This is a genomic window from Microbacterium sp. R86528, assembly GCF_044596335.1.
GTDB lineage: Bacteria > Actinomycetota > Actinomycetes > Actinomycetales > Microbacteriaceae > Microbacterium > Microbacterium marmarense.
On sequence record NZ_CP138996.1, the window covers coordinates 1,461,109 to 1,484,324 of the forward strand.

Annotated in this window: 33 protein-coding genes; 1 reads left to right on the forward strand and 32 read right to left on the reverse strand. The window is 63.6% G+C overall.

Features of this window, described 5'->3' with window-relative positions:
• The first annotated feature begins 53 nt into the window (after positions 1-53).
• Positions 54-2,336 (forward strand): acyltransferase family protein, encoded by a 2,283-nt coding sequence (locus tag SJY18_RS06875; protein ID WP_396668846.1) that lies wholly within the window; start codon positions 54-56, stop codon positions 2,334-2,336.
• Between the two features lie 215 nt (positions 2,337-2,551).
• On the opposite strand, the gene SJY18_RS06880 is transcribed toward SJY18_RS06875, so the two are convergent.
• From SJY18_RS06880 to rpsJ, 32 genes are all read right to left on the reverse strand, one after another.
• Positions 2,552-5,011 (reverse strand): metallophosphoesterase, encoded by a 2,460-nt coding sequence (locus SJY18_RS06880; protein ID WP_396668847.1) that lies wholly within the window; start codon positions 5,009-5,011, stop codon positions 2,552-2,554.
• A gap of 170 nt (positions 5,012-5,181) precedes the next feature.
• Positions 5,182-6,258, reverse strand: coding sequence for a GNAT family N-acetyltransferase (locus SJY18_RS06885; protein ID WP_396668848.1), 1,077 nt, complete (start codon positions 6,256-6,258; stop codon positions 5,182-5,184).
• 150 nt (positions 6,259-6,408) lie between these two features.
• Positions 6,409-6,975 (reverse strand): 50S ribosomal protein L17, encoded by a 567-nt coding sequence (gene rplQ, locus SJY18_RS06890; RefSeq protein ID WP_396668849.1) that lies wholly within the window; start codon positions 6,973-6,975, stop codon positions 6,409-6,411.
• 74 nt (positions 6,976-7,049) lie between these two features.
• A complete protein-coding gene (locus SJY18_RS06895; protein WP_337339030.1) occupies positions 7,050-8,042 on the reverse strand; it encodes a DNA-directed RNA polymerase subunit alpha in 993 nt (330 codons plus the stop codon).
• A 151-nt stretch (positions 8,043-8,193) separates the two neighbouring features.
• Positions 8,194-8,592 (reverse strand): 30S ribosomal protein S11, encoded by a 399-nt coding sequence (rpsK, locus tag SJY18_RS06900; protein WP_337339029.1) that lies wholly within the window; start codon positions 8,590-8,592, stop codon positions 8,194-8,196.
• Between the two features lie 37 nt (positions 8,593-8,629).
• Positions 8,630-9,004 carry a 30S ribosomal protein S13 gene (gene rpsM / locus SJY18_RS06905; RefSeq protein ID WP_337339028.1) on the reverse strand — a complete coding sequence of 125 codons (375 nt, stop codon included), beginning with the start codon at positions 9,002-9,004 and terminating at the stop codon, positions 8,630-8,632.
• A 133-nt stretch (positions 9,005-9,137) separates the two neighbouring features.
• Entirely contained in the window at positions 9,138-9,254 is a 117-nt protein-coding gene (rpmJ, locus tag SJY18_RS06910; protein ID WP_005050492.1) for a 50S ribosomal protein L36, read from the reverse strand.
• 74 nt (positions 9,255-9,328) lie between these two features.
• A complete protein-coding gene (infA, locus tag SJY18_RS06915) occupies positions 9,329-9,550 on the reverse strand; it encodes a translation initiation factor IF-1 (RefSeq protein WP_017201569.1) in 222 nt (73 codons plus the stop codon).
• Positions 9,551-9,708: 158 nt separating this feature from the next.
• Positions 9,709-10,392, reverse strand: coding sequence for a DsbA family protein (locus tag SJY18_RS06920; RefSeq protein ID WP_396668850.1), 684 nt, complete (start codon positions 10,390-10,392; stop codon positions 9,709-9,711).
• An 18-nt stretch (positions 10,393-10,410) separates the two neighbouring features.
• A complete protein-coding gene (map, locus tag SJY18_RS06925) occupies positions 10,411-11,250 on the reverse strand; it encodes a type I methionyl aminopeptidase (protein WP_337339026.1) in 840 nt (279 codons plus the stop codon).
• A 6-nt stretch (positions 11,251-11,256) separates the two neighbouring features.
• On the reverse strand, positions 11,257-11,850 hold the full coding sequence (locus SJY18_RS06930; RefSeq protein ID WP_396668851.1) for an adenylate kinase: 594 nt from the start codon (positions 11,848-11,850) through the stop codon (positions 11,257-11,259).
• A complete protein-coding gene (gene secY, locus SJY18_RS06935; RefSeq protein WP_337339024.1) occupies positions 11,847-13,169 on the reverse strand; it encodes a preprotein translocase subunit SecY in 1,323 nt (440 codons plus the stop codon). The genes SJY18_RS06930 and secY overlap by 4 nt, the downstream gene beginning before the upstream one ends.
• A gap of 101 nt (positions 13,170-13,270) precedes the next feature.
• A complete protein-coding gene (gene rplO / locus SJY18_RS06940) occupies positions 13,271-13,840 on the reverse strand; it encodes a 50S ribosomal protein L15 (RefSeq protein ID WP_337339023.1) in 570 nt (189 codons plus the stop codon).
• Positions 13,840-14,025: a 50S ribosomal protein L30 gene (gene rpmD / locus SJY18_RS06945; RefSeq protein ID WP_337339022.1), complete on the reverse strand. Its 186-nt coding sequence runs from the start codon at positions 14,023-14,025 to the stop codon at positions 13,840-13,842. Before rpmD ends, rplO begins: the two co-directional genes overlap by 1 nt.
• Positions 14,025-14,711 (reverse strand): 30S ribosomal protein S5, encoded by a 687-nt coding sequence (rpsE, locus tag SJY18_RS06950; RefSeq protein ID WP_396668852.1) that lies wholly within the window; start codon positions 14,709-14,711, stop codon positions 14,025-14,027. Before rpsE ends, rpmD begins: the two co-directional genes overlap by 1 nt.
• A 35-nt stretch (positions 14,712-14,746) precedes the next feature.
• Positions 14,747-15,106 (reverse strand): 50S ribosomal protein L18, encoded by a 360-nt coding sequence (rplR, locus tag SJY18_RS06955; RefSeq protein WP_337339020.1) that lies wholly within the window; start codon positions 15,104-15,106, stop codon positions 14,747-14,749.
• 2 nt (positions 15,107-15,108) lie between these two features.
• Entirely contained in the window at positions 15,109-15,645 is a 537-nt protein-coding gene (gene rplF / locus SJY18_RS06960) for a 50S ribosomal protein L6 (RefSeq protein WP_396668853.1), read from the reverse strand.
• Between the two features lie 6 nt (positions 15,646-15,651).
• Positions 15,652-16,050, reverse strand: a complete 399-nt coding sequence (gene rpsH / locus SJY18_RS06965) for a 30S ribosomal protein S8 (RefSeq protein WP_337339018.1) — start codon at positions 16,048-16,050, stop codon at positions 15,652-15,654.
• Between the two features lie 109 nt (positions 16,051-16,159).
• Positions 16,160-16,750, reverse strand: coding sequence for a 50S ribosomal protein L5 (rplE, locus tag SJY18_RS06970; RefSeq protein WP_337339017.1), 591 nt, complete (start codon positions 16,748-16,750; stop codon positions 16,160-16,162).
• On the reverse strand, positions 16,750-17,109 hold the full coding sequence (rplX, locus tag SJY18_RS06975; RefSeq protein ID WP_337339016.1) for a 50S ribosomal protein L24: 360 nt from the start codon (positions 17,107-17,109) through the stop codon (positions 16,750-16,752). Before rplX ends, rplE begins: the two co-directional genes overlap by 1 nt.
• 2 nt (positions 17,110-17,111) lie before the next feature.
• Entirely contained in the window at positions 17,112-17,480 is a 369-nt protein-coding gene (rplN, locus tag SJY18_RS06980) for a 50S ribosomal protein L14 (protein WP_337339015.1), read from the reverse strand.
• Between the two features lie 34 nt (positions 17,481-17,514).
• Positions 17,515-17,910, reverse strand: a complete 396-nt coding sequence (rpsQ, locus tag SJY18_RS06985) for a 30S ribosomal protein S17 (protein ID WP_396668854.1) — start codon at positions 17,908-17,910, stop codon at positions 17,515-17,517.
• The gene (gene rpmC / locus SJY18_RS06990; RefSeq protein ID WP_337339014.1) at positions 17,910-18,224 is read right to left on the reverse strand and encodes a 50S ribosomal protein L29; all 315 of its coding nucleotides are present in this window, start codon (positions 18,222-18,224) and stop codon (positions 17,910-17,912) included. The genes rpsQ and rpmC overlap by 1 nt, the downstream gene beginning before the upstream one ends.
• Positions 18,224-18,643 carry a 50S ribosomal protein L16 gene (gene rplP, locus SJY18_RS06995; RefSeq protein WP_363585067.1) on the reverse strand — a complete coding sequence of 140 codons (420 nt, stop codon included), beginning with the start codon at positions 18,641-18,643 and terminating at the stop codon, positions 18,224-18,226. The genes rpmC and rplP overlap by 1 nt, the downstream gene beginning before the upstream one ends.
• Positions 18,643-19,404 carry a 30S ribosomal protein S3 gene (rpsC, locus tag SJY18_RS07000; protein WP_337339013.1) on the reverse strand — a complete coding sequence of 254 codons (762 nt, stop codon included), beginning with the start codon at positions 19,402-19,404 and terminating at the stop codon, positions 18,643-18,645. Before rpsC ends, rplP begins: the two co-directional genes overlap by 1 nt.
• Complete coding sequence (gene rplV / locus SJY18_RS07005) at positions 19,404-19,799, reverse strand: 50S ribosomal protein L22 (protein WP_337339012.1); 396 nt, start codon at positions 19,797-19,799, stop codon at positions 19,404-19,406. The genes rpsC and rplV overlap by 1 nt, the downstream gene beginning before the upstream one ends.
• A 25-nt stretch (positions 19,800-19,824) precedes the next feature.
• Positions 19,825-20,106 (reverse strand): 30S ribosomal protein S19, encoded by a 282-nt coding sequence (gene rpsS / locus SJY18_RS07010; protein WP_396668855.1) that lies wholly within the window; start codon positions 20,104-20,106, stop codon positions 19,825-19,827.
• A gap of 12 nt (positions 20,107-20,118) precedes the next feature.
• Positions 20,119-20,958: a 50S ribosomal protein L2 gene (gene rplB, locus SJY18_RS07015; protein WP_337339010.1), complete on the reverse strand. Its 840-nt coding sequence runs from the start codon at positions 20,956-20,958 to the stop codon at positions 20,119-20,121.
• 24 nt (positions 20,959-20,982) lie between these two features.
• Positions 20,983-21,282, reverse strand: coding sequence for a 50S ribosomal protein L23 (rplW, locus tag SJY18_RS07020; protein WP_337339009.1), 300 nt, complete (start codon positions 21,280-21,282; stop codon positions 20,983-20,985).
• On the reverse strand, positions 21,279-21,941 hold the full coding sequence (gene rplD, locus SJY18_RS07025) for a 50S ribosomal protein L4 (protein WP_337339008.1): 663 nt from the start codon (positions 21,939-21,941) through the stop codon (positions 21,279-21,281). Before rplD ends, rplW begins: the two co-directional genes overlap by 4 nt.
• A 4-nt stretch (positions 21,942-21,945) precedes the next feature.
• Positions 21,946-22,605: a 50S ribosomal protein L3 gene (gene rplC, locus SJY18_RS07030; RefSeq protein WP_337339007.1), complete on the reverse strand. Its 660-nt coding sequence runs from the start codon at positions 22,603-22,605 to the stop codon at positions 21,946-21,948.
• Between the two features lie 8 nt (positions 22,606-22,613).
• Positions 22,614-22,922 carry a 30S ribosomal protein S10 gene (rpsJ, locus tag SJY18_RS07035; RefSeq protein ID WP_013584016.1) on the reverse strand — a complete coding sequence of 103 codons (309 nt, stop codon included), beginning with the start codon at positions 22,920-22,922 and terminating at the stop codon, positions 22,614-22,616.
• Between the last annotated feature and the right edge of the window lie 294 nt (positions 22,923-23,216).

Below are 23,216 nucleotides of genomic sequence, written 5' to 3' on the forward strand. Positions count from 1 at the left end.
TTGACCGCGCTTTCTGCCACGTTTCGCGCTCGCCCGTCATCACCGAAAGTTCCATGTTTACTCACGCGCCCGCGCACTCCCCTACTCGGTTCGCCGGGCTCGATGGGCTACGTGCGATCGCGGTGATTCTGGTGGTGGTGTATCACCTGTTTCCCCCCGATGCCCTGCCTGGCGGGTTCATCGGGGTAGACGTTTTCTTCGTGATCAGCGGTTTCTTGATCACCAGTCTGCTGCTGCGAGAACATTCGCGCAGCGGAAAGATCGCGCTCGTGCCGTTCTGGCAACGTCGCGCGCGACGCCTGCTGCCAGCGCTCGCGGTCGTCGTGACGGTCTGTTCCACCCTCGCGTGGATGGTCGGCGGCGACGTGCTCACCCGCCTCGGCGCGCAGGTGCTCGGAGCCGCGACCTTCAGCTACAACTGGATATCGCTCGCCGGCGACAGCGGATACTTCGCAGCATCCACCCCCGAACTCTTTCGCAACTTCTGGTCGCTCGCCGTCGAGGAGCAGTTCTACCTGCTCTGGCCCCTCGTGCTGCCGCTGTTTCTGCTGCTGCCGCGCACGTGGGCGCGCGTGGGCATGGCGCTCGTTCTGGCGGCCGCGTCTGCGGTCTGGATGGGCGTCATGGTGTCGTCTGGCGCAGGCGAGCTCACCCGCGCCTACTTCGGCACCGATACGCACGCGTTCGGTCTGCTGATCGGAATCGCCGCCGCATTCGCCATGGCGCAGTTGAGGCGAATGGATGCTGCGTGGGCCCGCACCAACTGGGCGCTGGGCGTGACGTCAGCGGCTGCGATTCTGGGGCTTGCGGGCATCGTCGCGCTGGCGATGATGGCGCCGACCGAAGACCTGGTGACCTTTCCCGGAACGCTTCTTGCCGCGAGCCTGTGCAGCGTCGCGGTGGTGATTGCTGGGGCGTGGCCGCGATCGTGGGTGGGGCCCCGGCTCGACGCCGCGCCGCTGCGATGGATCGGCGCCCGTTCGTACGGCATCTATCTGTGGCACTGGCCGCTGCTCGTGCTGGCCGTCGCTGCGGCGCAGGGCACGGGACTGAGCGCCGGGGTGCCACTGTGGATCAGCGTGTGGGTGCTGGGCGTCACGCTCGTCGTCTCGGCACTGTCGTACCGCTACATCGAGATGCCGATACGGGTGCTCGGGTATCGCGGAGCGTTGGCACGCATGCGCCGGGCGTTCGGCACCAGCTCTCGTTCGCGCATGCGCGCGCTCGGCGCTACCGCTGCGGTGTGCATCGCGCTTGGCGGCACCTCGGCGGCGATCGCAGCCGCGCCGCAGGGCTCGAGCGCTGAGGAGTACGTGCAGGCCGGCGCCGCCGCGCTGAAAGCCGCGCAGGACGCCGCGGCCGGGGCTTCGGGGGCGGGTGCTTCGGGGGCTGGTGCTTCTAGTGCCGAGGTGGACCGCCCGAGCGACGGCACTCTCACGAGCGCGATGGGCCCGTCTGGGTCGTCCGCGCCGGCGCCTGGGCCGAGCGGAGCGATGCCCGATGCCTCGCAGCGCATGGCGCAGTCCGGTGGACGGGCAACAGAGAGCGCAAGTTCGCTGGCGGGCGCGAGTGGCGGCGTTGGTTCCGCCGACGCTGCGGCGACCGTTTCTGCTGGCGCGTCAGGTTCCAGTGCGTCAGGTGCTGGCGGAGCAGGCACTGGCGGGGCAGGGGCTGCTGGGTCGGGAGAAGCAGCATCCGCCACCACAACGTCTGATCCCGCTGAACCGGTGATCGACGGCGCGAACGTCACGGCCGTAGGCGACTCGGTCATGCTGGCCTCGGCGCCCGCTCTGCTGGAGCGGCTGCCGGGCATCGACATCGACGCCGCGGTGTCGCGGTCGACGTGGGCGGGGCCGGGAATTCTGCAGAAGCTGGCGAAGCAGCACAAGTTGCGCGACTACGTGGTGCTCGCGCTGGGCACTAACGGACCTATCGACGCCGGTTCGCTCGACGAGATGCTCGATATCGCTGGCCCCGATCGGCACGTGATTCTCGTGAACGCGTTCGCTCCACGTGACTGGATACCGGGCGTCAACGCCGACCTCGCGAAGGTCGCGGAGGAACGTCCGAACGTGATGGTTGCCGACTGGTCGAGTGCGATTGAAGACAAGACGGGGATGCTGGCGGGTGACCAGATCCACCCCGGCGAGCCGGGCGGACGCGTCTTCGCCGACACGGTGGCTGGCGTCATCGAGCAGGTTGAGGCTGAGCGCCTGGCGCGGGTCGAGGCTCAGCGTGACCTGCAGATGCGCATCATGACGTGGCTCGCGGGCGACACGCCCTACGCCGGCCCGGCGCCCGCCCCGGTGCCCCTTTCGCGCGCCCCGCTGGGCTAGCCGCCCGCCCGCCCGCTGCGCTGTGCGCGCTGGCCGCCCGCCCCACCCTCGAAACAAGCCCTCGTGCCCGAAACAAGGCGCACCACCACTCGTTTCACGCACCAGCTCATGTCTCGACGCAGCGGGTCGGGTCTGACCGCACTGCACAGCAGGCCGTGAACGGCGAACGCCAGGCCCCACACGCCCGAAGGCATGCGGGGCCTGGCGTTCCGAGATCAGCTCTGTGCTGCGCGGCGTCGCATCCACAACACCGCGGCGCCGATACCGGCGGCCAGCAGCGCGAGAACGCTCAGCCCGACGATCGGCGCAGCGTCGGAACCAGTCACAGCAAGCGCGCCATCGGTCACCGCAGTCACCGTGATCGGCGCCGATGCCTCAAGCCCCGATGCGCTAGTCAGCACGATCTGGTGCTCTCCGGCCTCGGTGTCTGCCGGAATGGTCACCGTCAGCTCGAGCATGCCGCTCGCGCTCGCTGTGGCCGTCGCGAGCGTCACCGGCGTGGAGTGCAGCTCAACTGACACCGACTCGCCGGCCGCGAACCCTTCGCCCGAAACTGTCAGAGATCCGCCGGCAGCGACCGTCGATGCCGAGATCGCCACGCTCGCACCGCCATCGGTGCCGCCATCAGTGCCACCATCGGTGCCGCCATCAGTGCCACCATCGGTACCGCCGTCAGTGCCACCATCAGTGCCACCATCAGTGCCACCATCAGTGCCACCATCAGTGCCACCATCAGTGCCACCATCGGTCCCACCATCGGTCCCACCATCGGTCTCGTCCGCCAGACGTCCAAGCTCGAAGCGGTCGATAACCCACGGGTCAACCTCGGGCGTGCGCACGTCATACGCGTACGAGACGACCTCGTTGGCGCCGGTGTCGAGCATCGCGAAGACGGCGAGGTCGTTGCTCTGCACGAAGGGTTGCGCGGTGCCATCCTCGGTAGTGAACGGTGCGACGTTGGGAACAACCGGCTCAAGGCCGCCGGGGTTGCCCTGCGACAGGTAGTTTGACGCATCCCAAGGCTCGGGCGGCAGCGGCCGGGTGCGGCCGCTCAGCTCGTGGTAGGCACCGTACGAGTTGCCGGTGTTCGAGGTTTCGAGGTAGTTGACACCGTTTTCGGAGACGAAGCGGTTCCACAGGTGCGAGTGACCGTTGTGCACCAGATCGACGCCTGCGCCTTCCATCAACGGGCTCAAGTCGTTCAGCAGCATGTTGTTCTCAGTCGGATACTCGTACCGCACGCCGATGACCTCGCCAGCGTCGTTGGTCTCTTCGATGCGCACCGGGTCGCCGAACTGGGGCATGACGTTGTCGCCGAGACCCTGGGGGCTCTCGTGCAGCATCACGATGCGAAAACGTGCGTCGGTGTACTCATCGCTGGCGAGCTCGTCGGCCAGCCAGTCATACTGCTCTGAGCCCACAGCCAACGACTCGAAGACATGCTCGCCATAACCCTGCATGAGCGGATCGTCGAGGCTGGCCGCACTCTCTTGGTAGCGAGAGCTCGAGGTGCGTGTTTCAGCATCTGCTTGAGCCGTGGTGCCGCGCCAGATTCGCGTGGAGTACAGCGAGATGAGGCGGATGTCACCGAACGAGACTGCGTAGTAGGTTTCGCCACCCGGTGAGTCTTCAGGAAGCGTGAACACCTCTTCATAGGTGGTCGTGCTGAACGAGTTGTCTTCGATCCACTGCGCTTTCACTTCGGGGTCGGCAGACGGGTTGACCTCGGTGGCGACTTTCTCGTACTCCGCTTCGGCGACCGAAACCGGCACCGGCGAGTTGAAGCTGGTGCCGATGCTGGTCATGCCGTCGATACGGCCCTGCACCTCGTGGTTTCCGACGGCGGGATACAGCGGTGCGTTCTGCACGATCTCGCCACCGTAGTACTCCTGCACACCGTTGTTGTCGAAGCGACCGCCGTTGCCCTGCAGAGCTGCGAAGAAGGCGCTGCCGCGGGTGTCATCGAACCACTCGGACGCACGGTCGGGGTGGTTGACGAGATCGCCGGCGAGGAACACCGCGTCGATGTCGCCGATCGTCTTGGCCGCCATCTGCAGGTTGGCGGCTGTGTTCGCCATGGCCTGGTGGTCGCTGGTCAGCAGCACGCGCAGATCGTCGCCAGCCTGCGGGGCGGGCGCGAGGCTGAAGGTGCCAGACACTGCCATGTCGGCACCGTCGACCGAAACAACTCGGTATGCCACGGTCTCACCGGGCGTGAGGCCGGTGACGTGCGCCTCGTGGCGCCACACGTCGCGAGCGACGATGCCCTCTTCGGCGGCCGGGGCGTCGACGAGACGCGATGAGCTGTCTTCAGCCATGCGTGAGTATGCGGCAGTTGCCGCAGCGAACGCAGTCACGTTCGGGAATGGCGTGCCGGTCGCGGCCGCCCGCGCCTCGGCATCGGTGAGTGCTGCAACGCCCGATCCGATCAAGGTGACGTTGGCCGTACCGGCGTACTCGGTATTCCAAACGACGTATACGTCATCTGCGCCAGGCAGTTGCAGGAACGGGTCGCTGAGCAGTGGCAAGGTTCCGCTGCTGTCGGTGGATGCGGCCGCGAGGTCGACCGCGGCAGGAGCGGTCGCCGCAGAAGCAGGTAGAAGAGGAAGCGCAAGACTTGCGCAGACGACGACGCCAGTGGCGGCCATCGCGAAGCGCGTTCGATTTCGAGGCATTTGGGGGAACCTTCATATCAGCCGCGCGCACGCCGTATCCGGCCGCACACACGTCGGGGGATGTCGGACTCCCAGCCTCCCGAGCTCAGCCTGCGTTCAGGTGGCTCCTAGCTGAACGATAGCTTTCACCCATGTAGACAGTTGCCCCCGCACCGCGCGCCCGCGCCAGCTCAGAACTCGCGAGTCAACGCCTGCTCGCGCTCGGTGGCTACGAAGCCTAGGCGTTCATACAGGGTGTTGGCGCCGGTCGGGCTGTCGGTGTCGACGTCGAGCACCGCCTTTTCGAGCCCTGCTGCCCGGATCGCCGCCAGCGTGCGGGCAATCACTCGCGGCGCGAGCCCCTTGCCGCGATGATCCCGCACCACCCCGATCAGGTCGATGTAGGAGTTGCTGGCGCCGAGCGTCACCCAGTCTTCTTCGTTGACCGACGCGAGGCAGAACCCCACGATGCGGCCATCCGCAAGGGCGAGAGTCGACAGGTCTGGGCGAATGAACGGGCCGCCGACGAACTGCTTCCACCGCTCGGGTTGCGACGGCAAACTGCCCCAGTGATCGCGAAAGGCATCGTTGCGTGCGAGGCGTGCCTCTTCGGCCCGGTCGGCGCTGTATGCGACGAACTCGATGCCGTCGCGCACCTCAAGCTCGGGAATCTCGATCGACATGTCGCGCACCATGCTCATGAACCACCGCGCCGTCTTCAGCCCATAGCGCTCCGCGATGACGACCGCGCCGCTGCCCTCACCGGCATACATGTCGATCTCGCCGGGCAGAGTCGTGTCGATCGACACCAGGTGCTCAAGCGCCCGCGCGTGCTGCCACTTAGCGAGCGCCGTGCCGATGCCGCGACGACGCCAGTGCGGATGCACGGCCCCCGTCATGTACACCTTCACACGCTCAGAAGAATCGGGATGCCGCATGGTCGTTCCCAGCGCGATCACCGCCCCATCGTCGCCGAGTGCGACAACCATGTCGCGTTCCGGGTCGATCTCGGGCAGGTCGAACGAATCCGCAATATCTTCGCGCGGCGTCGTCCACGAGGGGTGGTCTGCCAGATCGGCCGCGCGCTGCGCCTGGTGCATTCCGTCGATATCGTCAACGGTCGGATGCCGCCACATAGCCACATCGGCATGCGATGGCAGCTGCGCGGCTGGCACATCACCACACACCGCCCGCACACGATCAGCCAGCGGCAAAGCACCGGCCCCAGCCCCAGCCCCAGCCCCAGCAGCATCCATCGACTCAGTCACACCATCACCCTACGCGCGACGCGCACCTGCGCTCTAGAACAGTTAACGCAAACGAGACCCGCGCCTCCCGAAGGAGCACGCGGGTCTCGCGGTGCAAGGTTGGTCGAGCAAATGGATGCTGCGACCTGCCGGGCAGAACCCGGCAACCGATTACTCGGCTTTCTCCTCTGCAGGAGCTTCAACAGCGTCTTCGGCTGCAGCCTCAGCGGCTTCTCCTTCGGCCTGCGACTCGGCGCCCGCCTCAGCGGCACTGTCGTCAGCTGCAGTCTCGTCAGCTGCGGTCTCTTCGACAACCTCTTCAGCAGGAGCCTCGTCAGCAGCCTTGGCGGCAGCCTTCTTGTTCGACTTCTTCGGGGTTACCGGCTCGAGTACGAGCTCGATGACAGCCATCGGAGCGTTGTCGCCCTTACGGTTGCCGACCTTGGTGATGCGGGTGTAGCCACCCTCGCGCTCGGCGACGAGCGGTGCGATCTCGGTGAAGAGAACGTGCACAACTTCTTTGTCACCGATGACCGACAGCACGCGACGGCGTGCGTGAAGGTCGCCACGCTTGGCGAACGTGATCAGTCGCTCAGCGTACGGACGAAGACGCTTGGCCTTGGTCTCGGTCGTCTTGATCGACTTGTGTGTGAAGAGCGCTGCGGCAAGGTTTGCCAGCATCAAACGCTCGTGTGCGGGGCCGCCTCCGAGGCGGGGACCCTTAGTGGGCTTAGGCATTGTCAATTACTCCAGTGTGAAGGTCGATTCGGGGTCGCGCCGGGCTTCAAGCCGGTGCGAACATCGGACACAGCTCAGACGGTGGTCTCGTCTTCGTATCCGCCGTAGAAGTGTGCACCGTCGAACCCGGGAACCGAGTCCTTCAGCGAGAGGCCGAGCGAGATGAGCTTGTCGCGCACCTCGTCAACCGACTTCTGACCGAAGTTGCGGATGTTCATGAGCTGCGTCTCCGAAAGGGCGACAAGCTCCGAAACGGTGTTGATGCCCTCGCGCTTGAGGCAGTTGTACGAGCGAACCGACAGATCGAGGTCTTCGATCGGCATCGACAGCTCGTTCGAGAGAACAGCTTCAACCGGCGCGGGGCCGATCTCGATGCCCTCAGCCTCGACGTTGAGCTCGCGAGCCAGGCCGAAGAGTTCGGTCAGCGTGCGACCAGCCGACGCGACTGCGTCGCGAGGGTCGATCGATGCCTTCGACTCAACGTCAAGCACGAGCTTGTCGAAGTCAGTGCGCTCACCGGCACGAGTTGCCTCGACGCGGTAGGTGACCTTGAGCACGGGCGAGTAGATCGAGTCGATCGGAATCTGACCGACCTCTGCGTACTCGTTGCGGTTCTGGGTCGCCGACACGTAGCCACGGCCACGCTCGATGGTGAGTTCAAGCTCGAACTTCGCGGTGTCGTTGAGCGTCGCGATGACGAGCTCGGGGTTGTGAACCTCAACACCCGCGGGAGCGGAGATGTCGGCGGCCGTAACCTCGCCAGCACCGGTCTTACGAAGGTAAGCGGTGATGGGCTCATCGCGCTCGCTCGAAACAACGAGCTGCTTGATGTTCAAGATGATTTCGGTGACGTCTTCTTTAACACCAGGAATGGTGCTGAACTCGTGGAGAACGCCGTCGATGCGAATCGACGTTACTGCTGCACCGGGGATCGATGAAAGCAGGCTGCGACGCAGGGCGTTTCCGATCGTGTAGCCGAAGCCAGGCTCCAGCGGCTCGATGATGAAGCGACTGCGGAACTCCCCGATCTTCTCCTCGGTAAGAGTGGGACGCTGTGCAATGAGCACTATGTGTTCCTTTCGATCACGTGACCGCTATATGACACGTGCGGTGAATGAGGTGTTGAGTTTTATTCTTGGGATGCTGCCAAGCACCATCCCGGTAAACCTGCTGTAGCCGAGCCCGCCCCAGTTTCCTGAGGGGGCCCGGCTGCAAAAGTCAGACGCGGCGACGCTTCGGCGGACGGCAGCCGTTGTGAGCCTGGGGCGTGACGTCGTTGATCGAGCCGACCTCGAGGCCAGCGGCCTGAAGTGAACGGATCGCGGTCTCGCGGCCTGAGCCGGGTCCCTTGACGAAAACGTCGACCTTCTTGACACCGTGCTCCTGAGCCTGGCGTGCTGCCGACTCGGCAGCCATACCGGCGGCGTACGGGGTCGACTTACGCGAGCCCTTGAAGCCCACGCCACCCGAAGATGCCCAGCTGATGACTGCGCCCGAGGGGTCGGTGATCGAAACGATCGTGTTGTTGAACGTCGACTTGATGTGGGCCTGGCCCAACGCGATGTTCTTCTTATCCTTGCGGCGCGGCTTGCGCGCTGCGGTTTTGGCCTGTGCCATGTTCGTAGTCTCCTAAATCCGTGACGCCGGCGGTGGCCTAGCGCGCCTTCTTCTTGCCGGCGACGGTGCGCTTCGGACCCTTGCGGGTACGTGCGTTCGTCTTGGTGCGCTGACCGCGCACGGGGAGACCGCGGCGGTGGCGGATTCCCTCGTATGAACCGATCTCGACCTTGCGGCGGATGTCGGCGGCAACCTCACGGCGAAGGTCGCCCTCTACCTTGTAAGTGCCTTCGATGAAGTCACGAAGCTGAACGAGCTGCTCGTCGCTCAGGTCCTTGACACGGATGTTCTCGTCGATGCCCGTAGCGGCGAGAATCTCGTCCGAGCGGGTACGGCCGACACCGTAGATGTACGTAAGGGCGATCACCACGCGCTTGTCGCGCGGGATGTCAACGCCGGCAAGACGTGCCATGCGAATCTCCTAGGAGTTGGTGGAGGTGTGGAGCAGAGTCGGTGCCCGGGCCTCCAGCCCGAGGTGTCCCCCGTTTTCACGGGTTCTGACGCTGCCGTTTCGTGTGAAGTTGTAAAACTGTGAGTTGTGAAACTCAGCCCTGGCGCTGCTTGTGACGCGGGTTCGACTTGCAGATGACCATCACGCGGCCGTGGCGGCGGATGACCTTGCAGTGGTCACAGATGGGCTTGACTGAGGGGTTGACCTTCATGGTTCTTTCCTTATCGCTGTCTTCGTGCTGCGCGCAGGCATAGCCCGGCACACAGCCGTTACTTCTCGACCGGACTAGCGGTAGCGGTAGACGATGCGACCGCGGGTGAGGTCGTAGGGGCTAAGCTCCACAACCACGCGGTCTTCGGGGATGATGCGGATGTAGTTCTGCCGCATCTTGCCTGAGATCGTTGCGAGAACCTTGTGCCCGTTGCTGAGCTCAACGCGGAACATCGCGTTGGGCAGAGCCTCGGAGATCACGCCTTCGATCTCGATGACGCCGTCTTTCTTCGCCATATACTCGCTATCGCTTCAGCAGACCGGTCGGTCTGCGGTGAATGGGGGTTTTGGTGCCTCGACACGCCAATGAAGGCGCAACGCACCAAAGAGCAATCATAGGTGATATGTGCCCTCGCGGCAACTCGGGCGTGTCGCTGCCCCGAGCTTCGGTCTCGCTAGTTGAAGAGCGAGGCCAGTTCGTCGGGTGCTGGCAGATCAGAGTTCGAGATCGCTTCGCCGTTGACCGCCACGGTGGGCGTGCCGATGCCGGTCGATCCTGGCTGAATCGGAGTCAGCTCGGTGATCTCGGCAACGTACTTCATATACGTGCCGTCGTTGACGCATGAGTCGATGCCGGTGACGCCGACCAGCTCTGCGATCGACAGCATGTCTGCGTCGGTCAGCCCCGTGGTTCCCTCGTCGGGCTGGTTCGTGAACATCGTCTGCATGAACGGCAGTGCCGCATCGGCGTCGGCGACGGCGACGCAGTACATGGCGTTGGCAGAGCGGGTCGAGAACTCGGTGCCCTGCGACGCACGGTCAAGGATCGAGATCGGGTGGATGCCGAGGGTCGCGGTGCCTTCGTCAACGAGCGTTTCGATCGACGGACCGTAGCTCAATTCGAACTGACCGCAGACCGGGCACATGAAGTCGACGTAGGTGTCCAAGCGGTTCTCTGCGTCACCGACGAGGATCGCACCGGTATCGGTCTCGATGTTCGCCGCGACAGGCTGTTCACCCGGAGCGCTGGCTTGGTTGTTCATCGCGACGACCAGCCATGCCAGCAGTCCGATGGCGATCAGGATGCCCACGCTGATCCAGATCGCGAACCAGTTCGTCTTTCGTGCTTGCTTGGCCACCGTTACTCCTTGTGATTGCTATGCGATCGGTTGGGGAGTGATGCCGAACGGTGCGAGACCGGCCGCTCCCCCGTCGGGCGCCGTGAGCACCCATATGCCATCATCGTGCAGCGCGATGCTGTGTTCCCAGTGAGCACCAGCGGTGCCGTCGACCGTCGAAACGGTCCAGTCGTCGTCTTCGATGAGCGTCTCTTGATCGCCGATGACGACCATCGGCTCAATCGCGAGCACCAGACCGGGGCGAACCTCGGCTCCGGGATCGCTCACCCGATAGTTGAACACCGACGGCGACTCGTGCATTTTGCGGCCGATGCCGTGACCGACATAGTCACGCAGAATGCCGTAACCGCCCTCGGGAGCGTTCGCTTCGATGTAGTCCTGAATGGCGGCGCCGATGTCGGCGATATAGCCCGCAGACGCCATCGCCGCAATACCGGCCCAGAGCGACCCCTGCGTGACGTCAGAGAGCAGCTGTCGCTCGGCGACCACCTCGGGCCGCGTTGGATCGGGGATCACGATCGAGAATGCCGAGTCACCGTTCCAGCCCTTGAACTCGGCGCCAGCGTCAACCGACAGAATGTCGCCCGCCTCGAGCACTCGGTCGCCGGGGATGCCGTGAACAACCTGCTCGTTCACCGAGGTGCAGATCGAGTGGCGGTAGCCGCGCACCATCTGGAAGTTCGACTTCGCGCCTCGCCCAGTGATGACGGCGGATGCTGCAGCATCCAATTCGAGAGTCGTCACCCCGGGAGCCGCGAGCGAGCGCGCCGCCTCTAGCGCAGCCGCGGTGATCAGGCCCGGTTCGACCATCGCCCGCATCTGCGCGGGGGTCTTATAGATGGATCGCCGAAACGCCACAGAGAATCAGACGCCAGCGGTGCGCGTGAGACCGCGCGCTTCAAGGGCAGCGACGATGCGCGCGGCGATCTCGTCAAGCGAGCCCACGCCATCGATCTTGTCGACGATGCCACGTGCGTGGTAGACGCCCAGGATCGGCGCGGTCTCGCGCTCGTAGATGGCAAGACGGTTCGCGATGACTTCTTCGGTGTCGTCGGTGCGGCCCTGCTCCTGCGCACGCAGCGTCAGACGAGCGATGCTCTCTTCGCGCGGCACGCTCAGCTCGATCACGGCGTCGAGCGCCTCGTCACGATCCTCGAGAAACTCGTCGAGGTGCGCAACCTGGCCCACGTTGCGAGGGTAGCCGTCGAGCAGAAAGCCACCCGCAGCATCCGCCTGCGAAAGACGATCGCGAACGACCGCACTGGTGACCTCGTCGGGAACCAGGTCGCCGGCTTCGATGATCGACTTGACCTGCTGGCCGAGTTCGGAATCGCCTGAGACCGCGGCGCGGAACATGTCGCCGGTGGAGATAGCAGGAACACCGAACTCCTCGGCGATGCGCACACCCTGGGTGCCCTTTCCTGAGCCCTGCGGGCCAACGATCAGAAGACGGGTCATCGGAGCAGCCCTTCGTAGTGGCGTTGCTGAAGCTGAGCGTCGATCTGCTTCACGGTCTCAAGACCGACACCGACGATGATGAGGATCGATGCGCCACCGAACGGGAAGTTCTGGTTGGCACCCACCGTCACCAGTGCGATGAGCGGAATGAGCGCGATCAGACCGAGGTAGATCGAGCCCGGGAGCGTGATGCGGGTAAGCACGTAGTCGAGGTATTCGGCAGTCGGTCGACCAGCACGGATGCCGGGAATGAAGCCGCCGTACTTCTTCATGTTGTCTGCAACCTCGACCGGGTTGAACGTGATGGCGACGTAGAAGTACGTGAAGCCCACGATCAGGAAGAAGTACAGCGCCATGTAGAACGGGTGGTCGCCCGTCACGAGGTAGAGCTGGATCCACGCGACCCACGCCGGCACTTCTTCGCCAGCCTGCGGCTGGTTGAACTGCGCGATCAGGGCGGGGATGTACAACAGCGACGAGGCGAAGATGACGGGCACCACACCGGCCATGTTGACCTTGATCGGAATGTACGTGTTGGTACCGCCGTAGGTGCGGCGGCCCACCATGCGCTTGGCGTACTGCACGGGAACGCGACGCTGCGACTGCTCAACGAACACGACGAGCGCGATCACGACGACACCGACGGCCAGCACGAGCAGGAACACCTCGAAGCCGCGTGTCTGCCAGATGGCCCAGAGCGACGAGGGGAACGATGCGGCGATCGAGGTGAAGATCAACAGCGACATGCCGTTGCCGATGCCGCGCTCGGTGACGAGCTCGGCGAACCACATGATGAGGCCGGTACCGGCGGTCAGCGTGATGATCATGAGCAGCTGTGCCCACCACACGTCGTTGGTGAGGAGCTGCTCGCACTCGGGAATGCCGGTGACACCGAACAGCTGTCCGCTGCGGGCTACCGTGACCAGCGTCGTCGACTGCAGCAGTGCAAGAGCGATCGTCAGGTAACGGGTGTACTGAGTGAGCTTGGCCTGGCCCGCCTGGCCCTCCTTGTGGAGAGTCTCAAAGTGCGGAATGACCACGCGCAGAAGCTGGGTGATGATCGTCGCCGTGATGTACGGCATGACGCCGAGCGCGAAGATCGACAGCTGCAGCAGCGCGCCACCTGAGAACAGGTTGACGAGCGAGAGCAGACCGTCTGTGCCTGCCGACTGATCGAGGCAGGACTGCACGTTCGGGAAGTCCACGAACGGAGCTGGCACGTGTGCGCCGAGACGGTACAAGGCGATAATCGCCAACGTGAAACCGATCTTCCGACGTAGATCAGGTGTGCGGAAGACCCGCGCAATGGCGCTGAACAAAAGGATTCCTCCAAGAAGGGATGCCGGTCGCGCAAACGACGACCAGCATTCAGGGTAACCCAATGGGGGCCGGAGCATTGCTCCGGCCCCCATTGTGAGTGCTACTTGACGGTACCGCCTGCGGCGACGATCTTCTGCTCGGCAGAACCCGAGACCTTGTCGACCGACACTTCGAGCTTCACCGAGATGTCGCCGGTGCCAAGCACCTTGACCTTCTCGTTCTTGCGAACCGCACCCTTGGCGACCAGGTCGCTGATGGTGACAGAGCCACCACTCGGGTAGAGCTCCGCGAGCTTTTCCAGGTTCACAACCTGGTACTCGACGCGGAACGGGTTCTTGAAGCCACGGAGCTTCGGGGTGCGCATGTGCAGAGGCATCTGCCCACCCTCGAAGCCGGCCTTGACCTGGTAACGAGCCTTCTGACCCTTGGTACCACGGCCTGCCGTCTTACCCTTCGAGCCCTCACCACGGCCGACACGGGTCTTCGCCGTGTTCGAGCCCGGTACGGGACGCAGGTGGTGAACCTTCAGCACACCGGGGCGCGATGCCGGAGCATCTGCCTTCGGAGCAGCCTTCTTCTTCGCGGGAGCCTTCTTCGCGGGAGCCTTCTTTGCAGGAGCCTTCTTGGCCTCTGCTTCGACGGCGTCGTTCTTTTCAGCCTTGTCAGCCATTAGTCGATCTCCTCAACCTTGACGAGGTGTGCGACGGTGTTGACGTAACCGCGCGTCTGCGCGTCGTCGGGACGAACGACAGAGTCGTTGATCCGCTTCAACCCGAGCGAACGCAGCGTGTCACGCTGGTACTGCTTCTCGCTCACCTTGGACTTGATCTGTGTGACCTTGAGACGCGCGGCCATCAGGCACCTACCTTCGCAGCGGCCGCGGCGTCAGCCTCGGCACGGACGAGACGCGCAGGAGCAACCTGGTCGAACTCGAGGCCACGACGCGCGGCAACCGCACGAGGCTCCTCAAGCTGCTTCAGGGCTGCAACCGTCGCGTGGACGATGTTGATCGTGTTCGATGAACCGAGCGACTTCGACAGCACGTCGTGAATACCAGCGCACTCAAGCACGGCACGCACGGGACCACCGGCGATAACACCGGTACCACCCGACGCGGGGCGCAAGAGCACCACACCGGCAGCAGCTTCACCCTGGACGGGGTGAGGAATGGTCACACCGACGCGGGGAACGCGGAAGAAGTTGCGCTTGGCCTCTTCAACACCCTTGGCGATCGCCAGGGGAACTTCGCGTGCCTTGCCGTAGCCGACACCGACCAAACCGTTACCGTCACCGACGACGACGAGTGCGGTGAAGCTGAAGCGACGACCACCCTTGACGACCTTCGACACACGGTTGATCGTAACGACGCGCTCCAGGAACTGGCTCTTGTCGTCGCGACCGCCACGGTCACGCTGGTTCTGGTTGCGCTCACGGCCACCGCGACGCGGCTCGCGCTCACGCTCGGCCGGTGCCTCGGCAACAGCCGTAGCCTCGGCAGCGGCAGGTGCTTCAGCGGCGGCAGTTTTTTCCTGCTCGGTCACTTCGGACTCCACCTTGTTGTTATTCGTTGCTTCGCTCACAGGTTCAGACCTCCCTCGCGGGCGCCGTCGGCGATTGCCGCGACACGTCCCGCGTAGCGGTTGCCACCGCGGTCGAAAACGGCGTCAGAGACGCCAGCAGCCTTGGCGCGCTCGGCGACGAGTTCGCCAACCTTGCGAGCCTTGGCGGTCTTGTCGCCCTCGAAATCACGAAGATCGGCTTCAAGCGTCGACGCCGAGGCCACGGTGTGGCCCTGGCTGTCGTCTACAAGCTGCACGAATACGTGACGCGCGGAACGGTTTACGACCAGGCGGGGACGCACGGCGGTGCCGACGACCTTCTTGCGAAGGCGGGCGTGGCGACGCGAACGTGCGACTGACTTCGACTTCACAGCCATGATTACTTACCAGCCTTTCCGGCCTTGCGCCGTACAACTTCGCCGGCGTAGCGCACACCCTTGCCCTTGTAGGGCTCAGGCTTGCGGATCTTGCGGATGTTGGCAGCTGCCTCACCGACGGCCTGCTTGTCGATGCCGCTCACGGTGAGCTTGTTGTTGCCTTCAACCGTGAGGGTGATGCCTGCGGGTGGCTCGATCAGCACGGGGTGCGAGAAGCCAAGAGCGAACTCGACCGAGCTGCCCTTCTGAGCAACGCGGTAACCCGTACCAACAACCTCGAGGCCCTTGGTGTAACCCTGGGTGACGCCGATGATGTTGTTGTTGATGAGCGTGCGGGTCAAGCCGTGAAGCGAACGCGATTCGCGCTCGTCATCGGGGCGAGAGACAACGATCTGTCCCTCTTCGAGCTTGACACGGATGGGGTTCGCAACGGTGAGGTTGAGCTCACCCTTCGGGCCCTTTACTGCGACATCCTGGCCTACGACCTCAATGGTCACGCCGGCGGGAATGTCGATGGGAAGACGTCCAATACGCGACATATCAGGTCACCAAACGTAGGCGAGGACTTCCCCACCTACACCTTTCTGCTCGGCCTGACGGTCAGTGAGAAGACCGGAGGAGGTGGAAAGGATGGCAACGCCGAGGCCACCGAGAACCGTGGGGATCTCGTTCGACTTCGCGTATACACGGAGGCCGGGCTTCGAGACGCGCTTGATGCCGGCGATCGACCGCTCGCGGTTCGGGCCGTACTTCAGCGTCAGCGTGAGGGTCTGACCGACGCGTGCGTCGCTGGTCTCCCAGCTGCCGATGTAGCCCTCGCGCTCGAGGATTTCTGCAATGTGAGTCTTGAGCTTGGAGCTCGGCAGCGACACAGATTCGTGGTGCGCCGAGTTCGCGTTGCGCAGACGGGTCAGCATGTCTGCGACCGGGTCTGTCATTGTCATGTGGATTGTTTCCTTTGTTCACCAGGTTTCGCCGCCTGTTTCGCAGACGTCGACCTGTGGTGGGGTGGTCCCTCACCGCGCCTGAGCGAGGTGAGGGACCGGGGTATGACTAGGCCTGTGCGTCCTCGGAGCGGAACGGGAAGCCGAGGTGACGCAGAAGTGCGCGACCCTCGTCATCCGTCTTCGCCGACGTCACGATCGTGATGTCGAATCCGCGGACACGGTCGATCTTGTCCTGGTCGATCTCGTGGAACACTGACTGCTCCTGAAGACCGAAGGTGTAGTTTCCGGTGCCGTCGAACTGCTTGCCCGAGAGCCCGCGGAAGTCGCGGATACGGGGCAGAGCGAGGTTGACAAGACGGTCGACGAATTCCCACGCACGGTCACCACGGAGGGTGACGTGTGCGCCGATGGCCTGACCTTCACGCAGCTTGAACTGTGCGATGGACTTGCGAGCCTTCGTGACGACCGGCTTCTGACCGGTGATCTTGGTGAGGTCTTCGACCGCACCGTCGATCACCTTGGAGTCGCGAGCTGCCTCGCCGACACCGGTGTTAACGACTACCTTGACCAGGCCAGGGATCTGCATGACGTTCGTGTAACCGAACTCTTCCTGCATTGCCTGCTGAATCTCGGACTTGTACTTCTGCTTCAGGCGCGGCTGGATCTTGCCAGCCGGCGCGGCAGCGGTGGTGGTCATCAGAGGTCCTTACCTGACGTCTTTGCGTAGCGAACCCGAACGGTGCGCTTCACGCCGTCCTTCGTCTGCTCCTCGACGCGGTGACCGACACGGGTCGGCTTCTTGGTCGAGGGGTCTACGACTGCGACGTTGGAAATGTGGATCGGGGCTTCCATCGTTTCGATGCCGCCCGTCTTGGTGCCTCGCTGGGACTGACCCACGCGGTTGTGCTTGGTGACGTAGTTCACGCCCTCCACAATCACGCGGTTCTGCTCGATCAAGACATCCAGGACTTTGCCCTGCTTGCCTCGGTCGCCGCCCTTGTCCTGCTTCTTACCGGTGATGACCTGAACCAGGTCGCCCTTTTTAATGTTCGCCATGATCAAATGACCTCCGGGGCGAGCGAGACGATCTTCATGAACTTCTTGTCACGAAGCTCGCGACCGACCGGTCCGAAGATGCGGGTGCCGCGAGGCTCCCCGTCGGTCTTCAGGATGACGGCGGCGTTCTCGTCGAACTTGATGTAGGAGCCGTCGGGACGACGGGTCTCTTTAACGGTACGGACGACAACCGCCTTGACGACGTCGCCCTTCTTGACGTTTCCGCCCGGAATTGCGTCCTTGACCGTTGCGACGATGATGTCTCCAATGCCGGCGTACCGACGCTGCGAGCCACCAAGCACGCGGATCGTGAGCAAGACCTTGGCGCCGGTGTTATCGGCAACCTTGATGCGGGATTCCTGCTGAATCACTTGTTACTCCTTGGGTTCCAAGTAAGCCGAGGGCTTACTTGGCCTTCTCGAGGATCTCGACCAGGCGCCAGCGCTTCGTAGCGCTGAGCGGACGGGTCTCGTTGATCAGGACGAGGTCGCCGATGCCAGCCGAGTTGGCCTCATCGTGAACCTTGACCTTCGAGGTGCGGCGGATGACCTTGCCGTAAAGCGGGTGCTTCACGCGGTCTTCAACCTCAACAACGATGGTCTTGTCCATCTTGTCGCTGGTGACGAGGCCACGACGCGACTTGCGGTAGCCGCGAGCCTCAGCGTCGCGCACATCGTGCTCGCTGCTCTCGTGACCTGCAGCAGCGACCGTGGGGGTCTCGACCTCGGCTGCCTTGGCAGCGGCAGGCTTCTTAGCCGCCGCCTTCTTGGCAGGGGCCTTCTTCTCAGTGGTCTCAGCCATTACTCGGCCTCTTCCTTCACGGCCTTGTCAGCGGCATCCGCCTTCTTGGCCTTCGTCTTCTTCGCCTTCGTCGCAACCTCAACAGGAGCGGGCGTGGCACGAATGCCGAGCTCGCGCTCGTGGATCACGGTGTAGAGCCGCGCGATGTCGCGCTTGACCGCACGAATGCGACCGTGGCTCTCGAGCTGGCCGGTGGCCGATTGGAAGCGCAGGTTGAACAGCTCTTCCTTGGCCTTGCGCAGCTCCTCAACGAGGCGCTGGTCTTCGAACGTATCGAGCTCGCTCGGTGCGAGCGTCTTGGTGCCGATCGCCATTACGCGTCGCCCTCCTCGCGCTTGATGATGCGTGCCTTAAGGGGCAGCTTGTGAATTGCACGGGTCAGAGCCTCGCGAGCGAGTGTCTCATCGACGCCAGCGACCTCGAAGAGAACGCGACCCGGCTTGACGTTTGCGACCCACCATTCCGGCGAACCCTTACCGGAACCCATGCGGGTTTCAGCAGGCTTCTTGGTAAGCGGACGGTCGGGGTAGATGTTGATCCACACCTTTCCACCACGCTTGATGTGACGCGTCATCGCGATACGAGCGGACTCGATCTGACGGTTGGTCACGTATGCCGGGGTGAGGGCCTGGATACCGTACTCACCAAAGCTGACCTTGGTGCCACCACTTGCCTGGCCGGAACGGCCGGGGTGGTGCTGCTTGCGGTACTTGACCTTACGGGGAATAAGCATCAGGCTGACGCTCCTTCTGCGACGGGGGCCTCGGTGCGAGGGGCGCGACGACGGTCGCCACCGCGGTCATCGCGACCACGGGGTGCCTTCGGAGCGTTTGCCTGCTCGCGAGCGAGTTCCTTGTTGGTGAGGTCGCCCTTGTAGATCCAAACCTTCACGCCGATGCGGCCGAAGGTGGTCTTTGCCTCGTAGAAGCCGTAGTCGATGTTCGCGCGGAGCGTGTGCAGGGGCACACGACCTTCGCGGTAGAACTCCGAACGGCTCATCTCGGCGCCGCCGAGGCGGCCGGAGACCTGAATACGAATACCCTTGGCGCCAGCGCGCTGAGCGCCCTGCAGGCCCTTGCGCATTGCGCGACGGAAGGCGACACGAGCAGAAAGCTGCTCGGCGATTCCCTGTGCAACGAGCTGTGCGTCAGCCTCGGGGTTCTTGACCTCGAGGATGTTCAGCTGGATCTGCTTGCCCGAGAGCTTCTCGAGGTCAGCGCGGATGCGCTCAGCCTCGGCGCCACGGCGACCGATCACGATGCCCGGGCGGGCGGTGTGAATGTCGACGCGAACGCGGTCACGGGTGCGCTCGATTTCGATGTTGCTGACGCCGGCTCGGTCGAGCTGGGTCTGCAGCAGCTTGCGGATCTTGATGTCCTCAGCTACGTAGTCTGCGTAACGCTGACCCGGCTTCGTCGAGTCCGAGAACCAACGCGACACGTGGTCGGTGGTGATTCCCAGGCGGAAGCCGTACGGGTTTACCTTCTGGCCCATTACTTGCTCGCCTTCTTGGTCTGGACGGGGGCTGCCTCAGCAACCTCGGGGGTCGACAGCACAACAGTGATGTGGCTGGTGCGCTTCTTGATCTGGAAGGCGCGACCCTGTGCACGGGGGCGGAAACGCTTGAGCGTCGTGCCCTCGTCTACGTATGCGTTAGCAATGTAGAGGTCTGCCTCAGCGAGGTACTCGCCGTCCTTGTCTGCCTTGACGCGAGCGTTCGCGATAGCAGCTTCGACCAGCTTGTAAATCGGCTCACTCGCGGACTGGGGAGCGAACTTCAGGATGGCCAAAGCCTCCTGAGCCTGCTTGCCCTTTACGAGCGCAACGACACGACGAGCCTTCTGAGGGGTCACGCGGATGTGTCGCACGCGTGCGATGGACTCCACCATTTCTCTCTCCTCTATCGTCCCCGCGTTAGCGGCGACGGCCCTTCTTGTCGTCCTTCACGTGGCCGCGGAAGGTGCGGGTGGGCGCGAATTCGCCCAATTTGTGGCCGACCATGGTCTCGGACACAAACACGGGGATGTGCTTGCGGCCGTCGTGCACGGCGATCGTGTGACCCAGCATTGCGGGGACGATCATCGAGCGGCGTGACCAGGTCTTGATGACGTTCTTCGAGCCGGATTCGTTCTGCGAGACAACCTTGCGAAGCAGGTGCTCGTCGACGAAGGGGCCCTTCTTAAGCTTGCGTGGCATCTTCCTCTACTCCTACTTGCGCTTCTTGCCGGCGTTGCGACGGCGAACGATGTACTTGTCGCTTTCCTTGTTCGCGTGGCGGGTGCGGCCTTCGGCCTGGCCCCACGGCGTAACAGGGTGACGACCACCGGAGGTCTTACCCTCACCACCACCGTGCGGGTGGTCGACGGGGTTCATTGCAACACCACGAACGGTCGGACGGATGCCCTTCCAGCGGTTGCGACCGGCCTTGCCCCAGTTGATGTTCGACTGCTCGGCGTTGCCGACCTCGCCGATCGTCGCGCGGCAGCGTGCATCAACGTTGCGGATCTCGCCCGAGGGGAGACGCAGCTGAGCGTAGGGGCCCTCTTTCGCTACGAGGCGAACCGAGGTACCAGCCGAACGAGCCATCTTGGCACCGCCGCCGGGGCGGAGTTCGATCGCGTGGATCACGGTACCGGTAGGGATGTTGCGCAGCGGCAGGTTGTTGCCGGGCTTGATGTCAGCGCCAGCGCCCGACTCTACGATGTCGCCCTGAGCCAGCTTGTTCGGCGCGATGATGTATCGCTTCTCGCCGTCGAAGTAGTGCAGGAGCGCAATGCGCGCGGTGCGGTTGGGGTCGTACTCGATGTGAGCGACCTTGGCGTTGACGCCGTCTTTGTCGTTGCGACGGAAGTCGATCACGCGGTACTGGCGCTTGTGGCCACCACCGATGTGACGGGTCGTGATGCGACCCTGGTTGTTGCGACCACCGGTCTTTGACAGCGGGCGGAGGAGCGACTTCTCAGGCGTCGATCGTGTGATCTCGGCGAAGTCGGCCACCGACGAGCCGCGGCGACCCGGGGTCGTGGGCTTGTACTTGCGAATAGCCATATCTCTAGTCCTCTATTCCGACCGTCAGCCGACAGCCGTGAAGATGTCAATGGTGCCCGACTTCAGGGTCACGATGGCGCGCTTGGTGTCCTTGCGCTTTCCCGTGCCGAAGCGGGTGCGACGGGCCTTGCCGACGCGGTTGAGCGTGTTGACCGCTGCAACCTTGACGTCGAAGATCTTCTCGATAGCAAGCTTGATCTCAGTCTTGGAGGCACGCGGGTCCACGAGGAACGTGTACTTGCCTTCGTCGATGAGACCGTAGCTCTTCTCTGAAACGACCGGCTTCAGGATGATGTCGCGTGGGTCCTTGTTCACGGCGGTCATGCCGAGACCTCCTCGGAAGCGCCAGCCTTCGAAGCAACGAATGCGTCGTAAGCGGCCTTGGTGAAGACGATGTCGTCTGAGACGAGCACGTCGTATGCGTTGAGCTGGTCAGACGTCAGCACGTGCACGTACGCAAGGTTGCGCACGCTCTTCACGGTCAGCTCGTCTGCGCGGTCGATGACCACGAGCACGTTCTTGACAGCACCGAAGCCGGTAAGCACGGTTGCGGCGGCCTTGGTCGACGGCGCACCGTCGATCTCGAAGGAGTCAACGATGTGCAGGCGTCCACCACGAGCACGGTCGCTGATGGCACCCAGAAGGGCAGCAGCGATCATCTTCTTGGGGGTGCGCTGCGAGTAGTTGCGCGGCTTCGGGCCGTGGACGATGCCACCACCGGTCATGTGAGGCGCACGGATCGAGCCCTGACGGGCGTTACCGGTGCCCTTCTGCTTGAAGGGCTTGCGACCTGCACCCGAGACCTCACCGCGACGCTTGGTCGAGTGGGTTCCCTGGCGAGCTGCCGCGAGCTGCGCGACAACGACCTGGTGGATCAGCGGAATGTTCGTCTTGACGTCGAAGACTTCGGCGGGAAGCTCAACCGAGCCAACCTTCTTGCCATCTGCCTTCAGCACGTCGAGCGCGAGAGTCGAGTCAGTCATGTGCTCAAGCCCCCTTCACTGCGTTGCGGACGTAAACGATGCGGCCACGAGCGCCGGGGACGGCGCCCTTGACGAGCAGCAGACCCTTCTCGACGTCGATGCCGTGCACCTTGAGGTTCATAACGGTCACGCGCTCGCCACCCATACGGCCGGCCATGCGCATGCCCTTGAAAACGCGGCTCGGGGTCGACGATGCGCCGATCGAGCCAGGCTTGCGGTGGTTGCGGTGAGCACCGTGCGAGGCGCCCATGCCCTTGAAGTTGTGACGCTTCATAACACCCGCGGTGCCCTTGCCCTTGCTGGTGCCGACAACGTCGACCAGCTGGCCGGCCTCGAACACACCGTCAACGGTGAGCTCCTGGCCGAGGGAGTAGTCGCCGGCGTCCGCGGTGCGGATTTCGGTGACGTGGCGACGGGGGGTCACGCCTGCAGCCTCAAAGTGAGCCGTCAGGGGCTTGTTGACCTTGCGGGGATCGATCTGGCCGTACGCGATCTGAACAGCCTGGTAGCCGTCCTTCTCGGGCGTGCGAACCTGGGTGACCACGTTGGGGGCCACTTCGATCACAGTCACGGGGATGAGCTTGCCGCTCTCGTCCCAAACCTGAGTCATACCGAGCTTGGTGCCCAGCAGACCCTTGGAAATCTTGTTGTTGATGTCAGCCATGTCGAACCTCAGAGCTTGATCTCGATGTTGACGTCTGCCGGCAGGTCGAGACGCATAAGCGAGTCGACAGCCTTGGGCGTCGGGTCGATGATGTCGATCAGGCGCTTGTGGGTGCGCATCTCGAAGTGCTCGCGGCTGTCCTTGTACTTGTGGGGCGACCGGATAACGCACACGACGTTCTTCTCGGTCGGCAGCGGCACGGGGCCTACTACCGTCGCGCCCGCACGGGTCACGGTGTCGACGATCTTGCGCGCCGATGAATCAAGACCGGCGTGGTCGTACGACTTCAGGCGAATGCGGATTTTCTGTCCCGCCATTGTCTGTCTCTCTCTCTAACGCGTCTTACCTACCCGGGGTGCCGGGGGCATTGGACGCCCGGTGACGCTGTTGCGCCATGGGCACTTCCACCAGTTCTCACTGGTTTTGCTGCACCACTGTTCTCATGTCAATCCGGATGCTTCAGCATCCGGAACCAAAGTCTGCGCACGCGAACGCGCTGCCCATTTCTGGGTGGGTTTTGGTTTGGATGTTCTAACTACCCGCGGCCTAGGACCCTGCGCCTTCTAAAAGTCGGCGCCGCCTATGCACTGCCCTGGTAGTGATCCGAGCGC

Bases quoted from the DNA above. Each gene is read 5' to 3' on its own strand.
- SJY18_RS06875 (WP_396668846.1), top strand. From the start codon at position 54: ATGTTTACTCACGCGCCCGCGCACTCCCCTACTCGGTTCGCCGGGCTC.
- SJY18_RS06880 (WP_396668847.1), bottom strand. From the start codon at position 5,011: ATGCCTCGAAATCGAACGCGCTTCGCGATGGCCGCCACTGGCGTCGTC.
- rplQ (WP_396668849.1), bottom strand. From the start codon at position 6,975: ATGCCTAAGCCCACTAAGGGTCCCCGCCTCGGAGGCGGCCCCGCACAC.
- rpsK (WP_337339029.1), bottom strand. From the start codon at position 8,592: ATGGCACAGGCCAAAACCGCAGCGCGCAAGCCGCGCCGCAAGGATAAG.
- rpsM (WP_337339028.1), bottom strand. From the start codon at position 9,004: ATGGCACGTCTTGCCGGCGTTGACATCCCGCGCGACAAGCGCGTGGTG.
- rpmJ (WP_005050492.1), bottom strand. From the start codon at position 9,254: ATGAAGGTCAACCCCTCAGTCAAGCCCATCTGTGACCACTGCAAGGTC.
- infA (WP_017201569.1), bottom strand. From the start codon at position 9,550: ATGGCGAAGAAAGACGGCGTCATCGAGATCGAAGGCGTGATCTCCGAG.
- SJY18_RS06930 (WP_396668851.1), bottom strand. From the start codon at position 11,850: ATGACCCGTCTTCTGATCGTTGGCCCGCAGGGCTCAGGAAAGGGCACC.
- rplO (WP_337339023.1), bottom strand. From the start codon at position 13,840: ATGGCTGACAAGGCTGAAAAGAACGACGCCGTCGAAGCAGAGGCCAAG.
- rpmD (WP_337339022.1), bottom strand. From the start codon at position 14,025: ATGGCCGCGCGTCTCAAGGTCACACAGATCAAGTCCAAGGTGAGCGAG.
- rplR (WP_337339020.1), bottom strand. From the start codon at position 15,106: ATGGCTGTGAAGTCGAAGTCAGTCGCACGTTCGCGTCGCCACGCCCGC.
- rplF (WP_396668853.1), bottom strand. From the start codon at position 15,645: ATGTCGCGTATTGGACGTCTTCCCATCGACATTCCCGCCGGCGTGACC.
- rpsH (WP_337339018.1), bottom strand. From the start codon at position 16,050: ATGACAATGACAGACCCGGTCGCAGACATGCTGACCCGTCTGCGCAAC.
- rplE (WP_337339017.1), bottom strand. From the start codon at position 16,750: ATGACCACCACCGCTGCCGCGCCGGCTGGCAAGATCCAGCCGCGCCTG.
- rplX (WP_337339016.1), bottom strand. From the start codon at position 17,109: ATGGCGAACATTAAAAAGGGCGACCTGGTTCAGGTCATCACCGGTAAG.
- rpsQ (WP_396668854.1), bottom strand. From the start codon at position 17,910: ATGGCTGAGACCACTGAGAAGAAGGCCCCTGCCAAGAAGGCGGCGGCT.
- rpmC (WP_337339014.1), bottom strand. From the start codon at position 18,224: ATGGCGATCGGCACCAAGACGCTCGCACCGAGCGAGCTCGATACGTTC.
- rplP (WP_363585067.1), bottom strand. From the start codon at position 18,643: ATGCTTATTCCCCGTAAGGTCAAGTACCGCAAGCAGCACCACCCCGGC.
- rpsC (WP_337339013.1), bottom strand. From the start codon at position 19,404: ATGGGCCAGAAGGTAAACCCGTACGGCTTCCGCCTGGGAATCACCACC.
- rplV (WP_337339012.1), bottom strand. From the start codon at position 19,799: ATGGTGGAGTCCATCGCACGCGTGCGACACATCCGCGTGACCCCTCAG.
- rpsS (WP_396668855.1), bottom strand. From the start codon at position 20,106: ATGCCACGCAAGCTTAAGAAGGGCCCCTTCGTCGACGAGCACCTGCTT.
- rplB (WP_337339010.1), bottom strand. From the start codon at position 20,958: ATGGCTATTCGCAAGTACAAGCCCACGACCCCGGGTCGCCGCGGCTCG.
- rplW (WP_337339009.1), bottom strand. From the start codon at position 21,282: ATGACCGCCGTGAACAAGGACCCACGCGACATCATCCTGAAGCCGGTC.
- rplD (WP_337339008.1), bottom strand. From the start codon at position 21,941: ATGACTGACTCGACTCTCGCGCTCGACGTGCTGAAGGCAGATGGCAAG.
- rplC (WP_337339007.1), bottom strand. From the start codon at position 22,605: ATGGCTGACATCAACAACAAGATTTCCAAGGGTCTGCTGGGCACCAAG.
- rpsJ (WP_013584016.1), bottom strand. From the start codon at position 22,922: ATGGCGGGACAGAAAATCCGCATTCGCCTGAAGTCGTACGACCACGCC.